This window comes from Streptomyces sp. A18 (assembly GCF_059026065.1).
This window is the reverse complement of record NZ_JBWLKL010000082.1, coordinates 1-11,284: the sequence shown is the minus strand read 5'-3', so window position 1 is coordinate 11,284 and position 11,284 is coordinate 1. Positions and strand designations below refer to the sequence as shown.

General features: G+C 68.0%; 14 protein-coding genes and 1 pseudogene. 8 read left to right on the top strand and 7 right to left on the bottom strand.

Going from position 1 to position 11,284, the window contains the following annotated elements; translation table 11 throughout:
• Positions 1–190: 190 nt before the first annotated feature.
• Positions 191–403 (top strand): dihydrofolate reductase family protein, encoded by a 213-nt coding sequence (locus tag AC5P1C_RS42990; protein ID WP_493871463.1) that lies wholly within the window; start codon positions 191–193, stop codon positions 401–403.
• A 149-nt stretch (positions 404–552) separates the two neighbouring features.
• Here the strand turns inward: AC5P1C_RS42990 and AC5P1C_RS42985 are convergent, their stop codons facing one another.
• The gene (locus tag AC5P1C_RS42985) at positions 553–1,116 is read right to left on the bottom strand and encodes a DinB family protein (protein ID WP_493871462.1); all 564 of its coding nucleotides are present in this window, start codon (positions 1,114–1,116) and stop codon (positions 553–555) included.
• Here AC5P1C_RS42985 and AC5P1C_RS42980 point away from each other — a divergent pair.
• Positions 1,075–1,179 (top strand): annotated as a pseudogene (locus AC5P1C_RS42980) (hypothetical protein); the annotation flags it as partial. The gene AC5P1C_RS42985 and the pseudogene AC5P1C_RS42980 overlap by 42 nt on opposite strands.
• A gap of 95 nt (positions 1,180–1,274) precedes the next feature.
• Here the strand turns inward: AC5P1C_RS42980 and AC5P1C_RS42975 are convergent.
• Together AC5P1C_RS42975 and AC5P1C_RS42970 are read right to left on the bottom strand one after the other, a co-directional pair.
• Positions 1,275–1,694, bottom strand: a complete 420-nt coding sequence (locus AC5P1C_RS42975) for a DUF3995 domain-containing protein (protein WP_493871461.1) — start codon at positions 1,692–1,694, stop codon at positions 1,275–1,277.
• 42 nt (positions 1,695–1,736) lie between these two features.
• On the bottom strand, positions 1,737–2,186 hold the full coding sequence (locus AC5P1C_RS42970) for a DUF6463 family protein (protein WP_493871460.1): 450 nt from the start codon (positions 2,184–2,186) through the stop codon (positions 1,737–1,739).
• A 112-nt stretch (positions 2,187–2,298) separates the two neighbouring features.
• Between AC5P1C_RS42970 and AC5P1C_RS42965 the strand changes: the two genes are divergently transcribed.
• On the top strand, positions 2,299–2,865 hold the full coding sequence (locus AC5P1C_RS42965) for a TetR/AcrR family transcriptional regulator (protein WP_493871459.1): 567 nt from the start codon (positions 2,299–2,301) through the stop codon (positions 2,863–2,865).
• 484 nt (positions 2,866–3,349) lie between these two features.
• Here AC5P1C_RS42965 and AC5P1C_RS42960 read toward each other — a convergent pair whose 3' ends face one another.
• Complete coding sequence (locus AC5P1C_RS42960; protein ID WP_493871458.1) at positions 3,350–4,300, bottom strand: SDR family NAD(P)-dependent oxidoreductase; 951 nt, start codon at positions 4,298–4,300, stop codon at positions 3,350–3,352.
• A gap of 224 nt (positions 4,301–4,524) precedes the next feature.
• Between AC5P1C_RS42960 and AC5P1C_RS42955 the strand changes: the two genes are divergently transcribed.
• From AC5P1C_RS42955 to AC5P1C_RS42940, 4 genes are all read left to right on the top strand, one after another.
• Complete coding sequence (locus tag AC5P1C_RS42955) at positions 4,525–4,908, top strand: glyoxalase superfamily protein (RefSeq protein ID WP_493871457.1); 384 nt, start codon at positions 4,525–4,527, stop codon at positions 4,906–4,908.
• 5 nt (positions 4,909–4,913) lie between these two features.
• Positions 4,914–5,270, top strand: coding sequence for an ArsR/SmtB family transcription factor (locus AC5P1C_RS42950; protein ID WP_493871456.1), 357 nt, complete (start codon positions 4,914–4,916; stop codon positions 5,268–5,270).
• Positions 5,267–5,746 carry an SRPBCC family protein gene (locus AC5P1C_RS42945; protein ID WP_493871455.1) on the top strand — a complete coding sequence of 160 codons (480 nt, stop codon included), beginning with the start codon at positions 5,267–5,269 and terminating at the stop codon, positions 5,744–5,746. Before AC5P1C_RS42950 ends, AC5P1C_RS42945 begins: the two co-directional genes overlap by 4 nt.
• A gap of 358 nt (positions 5,747–6,104) precedes the next feature.
• Positions 6,105–7,361 (top strand): MFS transporter, encoded by a 1,257-nt coding sequence (locus AC5P1C_RS42940; protein ID WP_493871454.1) that lies wholly within the window; start codon positions 6,105–6,107, stop codon positions 7,359–7,361.
• Positions 7,362–7,440: 79 nt separating this feature from the next.
• Here AC5P1C_RS42940 and AC5P1C_RS42935 read toward each other — a convergent pair whose 3' ends face one another.
• Together AC5P1C_RS42935 and AC5P1C_RS42930 are read right to left on the bottom strand one after the other, a co-directional pair.
• Positions 7,441–8,091: a hypothetical protein gene (locus tag AC5P1C_RS42935; protein ID WP_493871453.1), complete on the bottom strand. Its 651-nt coding sequence runs from the start codon at positions 8,089–8,091 to the stop codon at positions 7,441–7,443.
• A 321-nt stretch (positions 8,092–8,412) separates the two neighbouring features.
• Positions 8,413–9,192, bottom strand: coding sequence for a hypothetical protein (locus tag AC5P1C_RS42930; protein WP_493871452.1), 780 nt, complete (start codon positions 9,190–9,192; stop codon positions 8,413–8,415).
• Positions 9,193–9,425: 233 nt separating this feature from the next.
• Between AC5P1C_RS42930 and AC5P1C_RS42925 the strand changes: the two genes are divergently transcribed.
• A complete protein-coding gene (locus tag AC5P1C_RS42925; RefSeq protein WP_493871451.1) occupies positions 9,426–10,409 on the top strand; it encodes a BtrH N-terminal domain-containing protein in 984 nt (327 codons plus the stop codon).
• Between the two features lie 137 nt (positions 10,410–10,546).
• On the opposite strand, the gene AC5P1C_RS42920 is transcribed toward AC5P1C_RS42925, so the two are convergent.
• Positions 10,547–11,284, bottom strand: a 738-nt coding sequence (locus AC5P1C_RS42920) for an acyltransferase family protein (protein ID WP_493871450.1), incomplete at its 5' end; no start/stop codon positions are given.

Below are 11,284 nucleotides of genomic sequence, written 5' to 3'. Positions count from 1 at the left end.
CATGCTCCGCGACGGGACCTTCTACCAACCTCAGCCCACCCCAACCCCTTGACCAAATTCATAGGGGCACCCCCCCCCCGGCTCACGGCACGACGCCTCCCCCCCTCGGCCGATAGAGCCCGGGGGGGCGGCGGTTCACCAGTTCAGGACCAGATCAGGCCTGGACGCCGCCGACGGCAAGGACCTCGAAGTGCTCTCGCCGACGATCGGCCGCCAACTCCTCGAACGCGGCCTGGTCGACGAGATCGACCTGCGCATCGCACCTGTCCTGCTCGGGGATGGCATCCGACTCTTCGACAACCCCCCGGGCGGCCGACCGATCCGCCTGCGACACGCCCAAGGCTCACAGCCCGTCGCGGAGGTCGATGTGCGCTACTACCCCGACGCAGAGGCAGAAGCATAGGACCACGGCAGCCCCGACAGAGCCGTTCAAGCTACAGATCGTTCAGTTGCCGACACGCTCCCAGCGACCGACCCTGAGATGAAGCTGCGCCATCTCGAAGTAGCTGAGCAGAGTCGTGGCGTGCGGGTCGTTCGCCGGTTACCGCAAAGTCATATGCGGCGCGGTACGGCTCCGTCCTGCCAGCGGTAGAGGTCGCGCAGCAGGGAAATCTCGGCGCCGTGGTGGATCAGCTCCCTGTTGACGTGCAGGACGATGCCCTCCATGGGAAACCGCTCGGGACCCGCCTCGGGCGGATTCTCCAGGTCAGCGTCCGAGAGCTCGCGGACCCCCGCGTTCCATCTCCCGTACATCTCATCGAGCTGTTTCAGCGCCTCGTCAGCGGTCCCCGCGTAGGCGAATGTCTCGGAGTCGACGTCCTGGCCGCCGAAGTGCCATCCGACCCGATAGCCCAGCACGGAGACAATGACGTGCGCCAGCCGCCAGGCGATCGTGGTCACCGGCGCCGGCTCCGGGCCAGGCCATGCGAAGTCCATCGTCCATTGCCCCGAACCTTCCGACATCGGTGCGGCCGACGTGCCACGTGGGCGGATGCTCCAGCAGCCACGCACCGGCTCCCAGAAGTACTCCTCATCGGCAAGACCGTGCAGCCGCGGCCGCAGGTTCTTCTGCCAGTGCCGGTCCAACTGGTCCGCAATTCGCTCACCTCTTGTCATGTCCGCACACTACCGAGACATGGGTTCCCACTGGTCACCACCAAGAAGGTGCATCCCAAGTCCATCGTGTACGAGCTGCTGTGGTTCCTGCGCGGCGACTCGAACGTCGCCGAGTTGCCCCAGATGGCACGGACGGCGCCCCGCGTGAAGGCCCGACGTCAACGCCTGCTTGCGGCTACAGCGACAGTGCCGCCCATGCAGGCGAGCGCCACACACAGTGGTGAGTACAGGACCGTGTTCCACCGCTGGAATTCGACGGCGGCTCCGGAGTTCATGAAGTATCCCCCCAGGCCACGGGCGAGCAGCACCGCCGTGAGGCCGTACATGCCCGTCAGCTGCAGCCAGTTGGGGCTGATCGCGGGGATGGACTCATTGACCATCAGCGTGAGCACAGCGCCACCGATCAGTGCCAGACCCACCAGAACGGTGCTCGGTGCCGACGGCATCCTGCCGTCGTCGCTGCCACCAATCGTCTTGGTGAACGTCATTGCATCCTTCATCGGCCAGGGGGAGAACGCCCAGATGAAGTGCAACAGGCCGATGGTGATGAGGACGATCGTCAACACCACGGGGATCACCGTCCGGACCATGTTCAGCGCCCCCGACTCAGCGTGCTTGGTTCAACGGTCCTCGGCATCCCTTGAACCCTGACCGCGCGCCGCCAGTACGAGCAGCACCCCGACCAACAGCAAGGCCCATGCAGGCGAGGCGGGCAGGAGCGCAGCCAGAACCACACCCCAGGCGGTCATGGCCCAGCCGAAGGGAGCAGGCACCCGCCCGCCCTGATTCGCCGTCCACAGCACGAAAGCACCGAGCAGCAGGACCGGGACCCCGAAGCTGCCTGGCGCGACCCAGAAGGCCTCGGAATAGGCCAAGTTGTCGGGGGTGACGTCCAGCGAGATGGTCTGCCATGGTCCCTGGTCAAGGATGTCCGACCAGACGTCCCGGTTACCCAGCGGCGACACGACGATGTGAACCGCTCCGAAGGCCGTGGCAATCCATCCGGCCGCGCGCGTGAGCTTCAGCCTGCCCCTGCGTGATATCTGCCGCGTGGCGTGCGTGAGCGTCATGACCACCCCTCGTTTGTACAGCCTCATCTATACGGCCTCGTATAGATGTGAGCCTAGCAGCCATCTATACGATGCCGTATAGATGGGTGGTCGATGTGGAACGGAGCAGATCATGGCGGTGGCTCGCACCCCGCGGCACAAGTGGATCGATGCAGGACTGCGTGCGCTCGCGACGGGCGGCCCGGATGCCGTCCAGATCGAGGCGCTGGCGAAGGCTCTCGGCGTGTCCAAGGGCGGTTTCTACGGATACTTCGCCGGGCGGCACTCCCTGATCGAGGAGATGCTCGACCGCTGGGAACGCGAGAGCACCGACGATGTGGAGTCACGCGTCGAGCAGGAAGGCGGCGACGCGAAAGCCAGGCTGCGCCATCTGTTCGCGATCGTCGACACCGGCGACGGGCTCGACACGGACATCACGACCGACCTGGCGATTCGGGACTGGGCCAGACATGATCCGGCGGTCGCCGAGCGCGTTCGGCGCGTCGACAACCGCCACATGGACTACCTGCGTTCGCTGTACCGCGCCTTCTGCCCCGACGAGGACGAGGTCGAGGCACGGTGCTTGATCACCTTCTCGCTCTACATCGCCGACCAGCACATGTTCGCCGACCACGGCGACCGCAGCCGTGCCGACATCCACGAACTGACGACGAGGTGGCTGCTGGGATCTCCGCGCTAGAGCAGTCCCGCCATGGGTCGCGCTGGAGCAGCCCGCCATAGGTCGCGCTGGAGCAGTCTCGCCGTAGGTCTCGCTGGGACCGCCTCCGCCGAGGCACCCCCTCGCGCGATCAACTCTCAGCGGGCGTTGGCAATCTCCCAAGTGGTTGTCGCAACATCAAGGCCCGTCCGCACCCCGTCGACGACCTCGCTGGGCCTGTCAGGAAGGTTGATGCCTCCATCGCCGTCGGAGGATTCCCCCGCGCCGGCGGGGCCTGCCACAGCAAGGGCTGCGGCTGCGAGGGTCAGGGCAACGGCGGCGCGCTTAGCGTTCGTCATGACCATCTGAACGAACGCGACGTGCTCAGGTTGCGCTTGTCCCACAACTCCGGCAGACCGCAGGCCAGGTAAGCACCCGTATGCCGCAGCAGACCGATTGACGGCCGAACAGCGAGGGAGCGGGCCGGCTCGAGCACGCTCGCACGCCAGCGCACTCACTCCTGGTTCTATCCGGCCATGACACCGGGGTCGACGCCAGTCAGGTCACAGCTTGCGTCCCACAACCGGGCCGCGACGGAGGTGTCGGCGAGGTGCTTCCACACCGGTTCACGTCGTGGCTCGCCGCGCAGGCCGAACACGCGCGGCCCCCACAACTGGCCCCCACGCACGGCCGGATCAAGCACCGCCCGAACCGCGGGCCACGCGCCGGCGTGCTTGCCCTGGACCATGAGGGCCGCGGGGGCCGCGCTCAACCGTGCGCCGGTGGTTCGCACATGGAGCGGCGGCCGTGACGGGGTGAGGGAGTCCAGTGCGCCGCCGGGATGAACCACCACGCTCGCCACCGTGCTGCCGGCAGCCCGCAGGCGGCGGTCGAGTTCGAGGCCGAAGTGCATCTGTGCCAACTTGGAGCGTCCGTAGGTGCGCTTGGGCCGGTAGTCCTTGAGGGACTGCAGGTCTTCCAGGTCCAGCCGCTCGGACTTCGCCGCGAAGCTGCCCATCGTCACGACGCGGGCCGCCGGAGCCGCCGACAGCAGCGGCATCAGCCACCGCGTCAAGGCGAAGTGCCCGAGGTGGTTCGTCCCGAACATGAGCTCGTGACCGTCGCAGGTCTCCTCGCGCGGTGGGTCGTCCAGCGCGACACCGGCATTGTGGACCACCGCGTCAAGGCGATCCATCTCCAGTGAATCCACCGCCGCTTCGAGCGACGACGAGTCGGCGAGGTCCAGCCGTACGGCCCGCACGCGCGCGCCGGGGACGTGCTCACGGATCGAGGCCATGGCGACCTCGGCCTTGGCGGGATCTCGGCTGCCGAGTACGACGGTGGCCCCCGTCGCCGACAACTGCTCCGCGACGAAGTACCCGATGCCGGCGTTGCCGCCGGTGACCAGGAAGACACTGCCCTCGGCGCCGGGCAGCCGGTCGACGTCCCAGGGCGGGGTGGACGGTGCGGACGACATGACGATGGAACTCCCTCGTTGGTGAGGACGGCTGGTGCCGCCGCCCCCTTGGGCAACTGAACACCCACGGTTCCAGCAGCCACCGACACACCGCCGTTGGATCACCGACAGCCGAGCCGCACGTCCGACATCCCACCGACACGATGCGGTCCGTCGCCGCGCTCCACCCGTAGGAGATTCCCTACGTTTGACGCGTAGGGAATCTCCTACCTATTGTGCCGGGTATGAACATCACCCACGCTTCCTTCGTCACCGTCCCCGTCTCCGACCAGGACAAGGCCCTCCGCTTCTACACGGACGTACTCGGCTTCGAGGTCACCGCAGACCACCAGATGCCCCCCGGCCGCTGGCTCCAGGTCGCCCCGAAGGGCGCCCGGACCGTGCTCACCCTCTCCGGCCCCGGCATGGGCGACTTCACGCCCGGAACCGCACGAGGGATCATGTTCGTCACGACAGACGTGGACGCGGACTGCGCCAGGCTCATCGAAGCTGGAGTGACTGTGGACGGCCCGAGCGATCTCCCCTGGGGACGCATGGCCGGCTTCCAGGACCCCGACGGCAACGGTCTGATGCTGCTCACGGAGAAGACGGAGAAGGAAGGCTTCTGACCCCAGTGATCACACAGAGCACCCAGAGCGCCCCGAGCAGCCAGGACCAGCTCTTCGCCGCCCTCGCGAACGCGACGCGGCGCGAGGTGCTGCGCCTGCTGCGCGACCAGGGCCCTCAGTCGGTCCAGGGGCTCGCGGATCACTTCGCCATGCGCCGCCCCAGCCTCTCGGAGCACCTGAAAGTACTCCGGGAGGCGGGTCTCGTCTCCGAGGAACGCCAGGGCAGACAGCGCATCTACCGCCTGGAGGCGGCCCCGCTCGCCGAGGTGCAGGACTGGCTCCATCCGTACGAGCGGTTCTGGCGCGACAAGCTGAAGGGCCTCGGCGATCTGCTCGACCGCATGCCGGACGATGAGGCATGACGATGCCCCATCCGCCCGACGGACCGGACGAGGACGACCTCACCACGATCGAGGTCGATCACTTTCTGGCCCACCCGCCTTCCAAGGTCTGGCGGGCCCTGACCGAGCCCGAGCTGATCGCCCAGTGGATGATGCCGGGCGATTTCCGCCTTGAGGTCGGCCACCGCTACACGATGACCGCCGTGCCTCGCCCCAACACCAACTTCTCCGGCACCATCCGGGCCGAGGTCCTCGCCTTCGACCACGAGCGGATGCTGAGTGTCCGCTGGCAGGACGCCGTCGAGACGCAGGGGAACGCAGCCGACTGGACCATCACGTGGACCCTGGAGCCCGAAGGCCGCGGCACACGTCTCTTCCTCGTGCACTCGGGCTTCGACCCGGACGATCCGGCCCAGCAGATGGCGCACCGGATCATGGGCGGAGGCTGGCGTTCCTACGTCATGAGCGCACTGGAGAACGTACTGGAGACGTACTGAGGTGCCGTCCCCGCGGCAATGCCCCTCGACGCAGAAGCGGTTGCCTTCCATGTCGGCCAGTACGACGTAGGGGCGCCCTCTGGGAGGCAACTCACCCGCGCCCTCTTGTCGTCGCTCACGCCCAACGAGACCTGCTGGATCGACGCCATGCCAGCACCATAATGCGGTCAACTCCTGCCCCCAGGCACGGAAGAAGCATGTCTCCCGCAGCCGGGCAGCCATGCCCAGAAGGGTGCGCCCCGCAGGCCTTTGCACCACTGACCGCCTGTTCAGCCGCTGCTAGCCTGCGCACATGATCAAGGGGAGATCGAGTTCGCCCGGCCGAAGCCGAATAGCAGGGATGGCTCGGATAGGTCGGATGGCTCGGATAGCCGGGGTAGTTGGGGACAACAGGTCAGAGCGTGTACTGATCCTGGCCAGCTTCGTGAACCGGGTCGGCAATGGGCTCTTCAACACGGCGGCGGCGCTCTACTTCACGTTGGTCGTGGATCTACCAGCCGTGCAAGTGGGTGCAGCCCTCACCATCGCCGGCTTGATCGGACTGCTCGCGGGGATACCGGGAGGCCACCTGGCCGATCGACGTGGACCGCGCACGATCATGATGCTCGCCTTGGCGGTTCAAGCAGTGGCCATGTCCGCTCTCGTGTTCGTCGAGAGCTGGGCCGCCCTCACGGTCATCGCTGCCATCGACCAGCTTGCCGCTGCAGCCGGGGGCGCAGCCTGGGGAGCCCTCGTGGTCCGGGTCGGTACCGACCGCCCAGCGGCGTTCAGGGCCAAGCTCCGTACCTACGTCAATCTGGGTGTCGTCCTGGGAACCGTGGGTGCGGGATTCGCGGTCACGGCGAATACGCGTACCGCCTATTTCGTGCTGATCCTCGGCAACGCGGCCAGCTTCGCCCTGTGCGCTCTCTTCCTGTTCCTGCTCCCCAACTACCGGGCCGTGGCACCCCCGCCGCAGCAGCGCCGCTGGATCGCCCTCACCGACCGTCCGTTCGTGACGTTCACAGCCCTCTTTGGGGCGATGGGGCTGCAGTACCCAGTGGTGTCCCTGCTACTGCCGATCTGGATCTCAGAACACACAGACGCACCGCGCTGGACCGTGGCCGCGGTGTCCGCGATCAACTCTGGAGTCTGCGTCCTGCTGCAGACCCGCATCGGATCCCGCATCGAAACCCTTCGCGACGGCGGCAAAGCGTTCCGCACGGCAGGGCTGCTCTTCCTCCTGAGCTGTCCGATGATGGCCCTGACCGCACACGCTCCCGTGTGGGCGGCCGCAGGGCTCGCGGTCGCAGCGATCTTCGTCCACAGCCTGGGCGAGATATGGGAGTCCTCCGCCGGCTTCGCCCTTGGCTTCGGTCTGGCACCCGACCATGCCCAAGGCCAGTACCAGGGGCTCCTCGGGCTTGGCTTCAGCGCGGGCCAGGCGCTGGCCCCCGCCATCCTCACCACCGTCGTACTCGGCCTTGGCACGGTCGGCTGGCTGCTCCTCGGCGCGTTCTTCGCCGCTGCGGGCGCCGCCGGACCATCGATCGAACGCTGGGGCACGCGAACCCGGTCTCGACAGGGGACCGCAGCCGCGGAATCCAGCCGAGACCCGGACGAGGCGCGCGCATAGCAGCACCCCGGGCTCCGGCGCGCAGGCGGCATGCCGACGCGCAGGCGTGCAGGCGTGCAGGCGTGCAGGCAGGCCGACGTCAGCCGATCGGCTCGCGCATCTCCTCGCGTACCTTCAGCGTCGTCCGCGCGACCTCGAGCAGGTCGACGTCCTGGGGATCCTGAGTCACGTTCTCGTCGGTGACAACTCCCACCGAAGCGCCGGTGTTGGCGTCACCCCACGCGCACATGGGGACATTGCTGCGCGTGCCGTCCTGTTCAGAGGTCAGTACCTGGCACCGCAGCGTCAGGCGCGAACCCGGGGGCGTGACGTCGTGTGCGGGTACTGCGACCGTGGCGCCCTGGGCCTCGGCGGCACCCTCCATCATGTCGTCCTTCGCCAACTCCGGGTGCTTGAACCGCCCGTACATGCCGGAGACCACCAGCCTGCTGCCGTCCCGCTCCCCTTGTCCCGCGTACGCGCCCACGACGGCCGTCGGCTCACGGACATTGCTGCGGTTCCGGTTGTCCTCGACGATCTGCCGGCCCGCGGTGTCCGAGAGGTCCGTGGTGAGCGTGAACGTCCCATCGACCAGCTCGCCGGGAACCCGCAGCCGGTACTTGGCCTCCGGGAACCCCACACCGCTGCCGACGAGCACCGCGAACCCGACGATCACCACCACCAGCGCCCCCACACCGGCCCCGACGATGGCAAGGATCTTGCCGGTGCTGCGCCTGGGCGGCGGAACCATGGGCGGCGCACCCCATGGGCCAGGGCCTGCGGGATAGGGCTGCTGTCCGAACGGAGGGCCCTGCTGCGTGAAGGGCGGCTGTACGTACGGGAGTTGTGGAGGCTGGTGCCCGTATGAGGGGTGCGGAGGCTGCTGAACGTACGGGGGTTGCGGAGGCTGCTGCCCGTATGGGGGCGGGGCAGCGCCGAACCCACCCGGCTGGGGCGGTGGCGTGGACATGCCGCTACGCTACGTCACCCTCCGGACAAGACATCACGCAGCCCGACAGGTCCCAACTCCCCATCACTGGACCCCACCACTGGACCCCACCACTGAGCCTCATCACTCGGCTGCATCACTGGTGGCGAGCTTCTTCCATTGGGCGCGTGCCACGTCGACAGGGAAGGGCATCGCCTTCGCCGACGCGTCCGTGGCGGGTCCCGGATACGTCCGGCTGAAGAAGCCCAGCGTGTGACCGGAGCGCACGACCAACACCTTGCGGGTGGGGACGTCATCGCCCGGCTTTCCGGTGAGCGTGAACCACGTGTACTCATCGGCGAAGCCGAGGCGTCCGGGCTCGGCCTCCTGCGGAGGAGAGAGCACCGGGGTCCGTTCACCGCGCACCGTGGCAGTGAAGCCGAGCATGCACGCCGTACTGGCATAACCCAGGTCGTGGAGGACCTTCTCCTCGCCCTTGCCCTTGCCCTTGCCCTTGTACGACGCCAAGTTCACCGTCGTCTTGACGAGGTCGCCCGAGCCCGACTTCGCTCCCCGCGGGTTGCCCATCGCGGTGCGCTGCACCGTGGAAACGGGGTCACCGACGTCCATGCCGAGCGCCACCCTGGCCTGCACCACGCACTCCGGCTGACTCGTGCTCACGTCGGAGTTCTCGTACCGGTCGGCCGCCTCCCGGGCGCCCACTTGGTGGTTCGGCACGTCGCTGCCATCGACCGCGGCGGTCTCGATCTCCGCGGCGGTCAGGGTCCTGACCGGAGCGGTGGGGCTCGGTTCCGGGTCGCCGCCGTCCGATTCAGAGCCGCTGCATGCCGCCAGCACGCTCAAGGCCGCGGCGACGACCATGATCCGCGCCGGTCGGCGCACAGCAGTCGTTGTCCTGCTCATGTGCTGTTCGCTCCCCCGTAGTTCCTGCTGCACGGCAGGCTAGACGATCAGGGTGGAGCGACCGCGCGGCGGGTCGGCGGGTCGGCGGCGGGTCGATGGCCTCGCCCTGCGGCGCTTGTGCAGCCGTCCGGCGGATCTTGTCCGGGGACGCGGTGGTCCGGCGCGCCCATCTGCGGCGTGGCCGTCCAGTGAGGGAGGGGGATGAGTGAGGGAGAGGGAGGAGAATGAACGGCATGACCATGGTGAAGGACATCGATCTCCGCGGCATGCAGCACTGCGAGACGACTGCGCTGGGCGTGCTGCTGCGGCATCAGGGGCTCGACCTGACCGAGCCCATGCTGTTCGGGCTCGGCTCCGGGCTGTCCTTCATCTACTGGGACAGCAAAGGGATGGGCTTTCCCTTCCTGGGAGGCCGGGTCAAGCCGTTCGAGCTCACCAGGAACCTGGCCGCCACACTGGGCCTTGAGCTACTGGTCGCGGAGACCACGTCCCCGCGCAAGGCATGGCAGGACGTGACGACGCCCATCGCCGCCGGTCGGCCGGTCGGCCTTCAACTCGACAGCTACCACCTGGACTACTTCAGTACCAAGGTGCACTTCGGCGGCCACGTCGTGGCCATGTACGGCTACGACGAACAGTCCGCCTTCCTGGTGGACACCGAACCGCAGGGCGGAGCCGTATCGACCAGCCTCGACAGCCTGGCCGACGCCAGGGCCGAGCGCGGGCCCATGACCGCCAAGCACCGCTCCTTCACCATCACGGCGCCCAGCGGCCTGACGTCACCGCAGGACCGGATCATCCCCGCTATCAAGACCTGCGCCGACGCGTTCCTGAACCCGCCCATCGCGAACCTCGGCCACCGAGGCATCGAGAAGACCGCCGAGCAAGTGCCGAAGTGGCTGCGGCGCAGCGCCAATCCGCGCGAGGACCTGCCACACGCCGCCGCCCTCATGGAGCGGGCCGGAACCGGCGGCGCCCTGTTCCGCAACCTCTACCGGGACTTCCTCGCCGAGTGTGCCCAACAGATCGACAACAGCCGCCTGCGCACCGGCCACAGCCTCTACACCGAGGCCGCCGCCCTTTGGACGCAAGTAGCCGAACTCATCGCGGCAGCAGGCGAATCCGACGACGCGGGGAACCTGAAGCAGGCCGCCTCCATCCTGCACGAGCTCTCCCGCATCGAACGCGATGCGATGCAGGCACTCAGCCTGCTCTAGCGGTGGTCGCCCACACGCGCAGTCCGCCGACCCGTCCTGCCCGTCCTGGTCACCGGGTTCGTCCTCGTGTACGCGGGGGGCGCCAGGCGCCCTACGTCGAGCCCCGCCGAGGCCGACGAGAGCCGCGCCAGGGCAGGTCACTCAGACCCTCCGCCTCGCCTGTGGTCCTTGGCGAGGGCGGCGGCGTCCCGTTTGAAGGCCCACTCCATCTTCGGCTCCATCGCGAAGCGGAACATGCGCTGCACCGGTGGCGTACACAGCAGAGTGATCACTGTTCCGGCGATGAGCGTGACCACGATCTCGCCGAGTGGCTGGTGCACCCACTGGTAGTCGTACCAGTCCCAGAAGCGGGAGCCCTTGGCGATGAACCCGTGCAGCAGATAGCCGTAGAGCGTGCCCGCGCCCAGCGCGGTGAACCAGAGCCTGCGGCCGGGTACCCAGGCGAAGAAGCAGGCGACCAGGACCGCCGAGCAGCCGAACATCCCGAGCGTCATCACGGCCCCGGACCAGCCGGGCGCGGCCAACTCCTGTGCGCTGTCCCGGCGGTAGAACCAGGCCGCGTTCATCCGCGGCGCCGCCCAGTACGCGAACAGCAGGGCTCCCGCGAAGACCGGCAGCGCCAGGATCCGTGCCTCCCTGCGGCGCACGATCTGGAAGTGCTCGGGCTTCAGGACGAGGCCGAGGACGAAGAACGGCAGGAACTGCAGCACCCGTTGCAGGTCCAGGTCGTCGCCGATGTCCGGCGACACGGACGCGAGCACGGCGATGGCCAACGCTATCGGCAGGGGCCAGCGGACCACCTTCCACAGCGGGGTGGTCAGCCGCCAGACGAACAACGCGCCCAGGAACCAGGTGAGGTACCAGGGGTCGAGCAG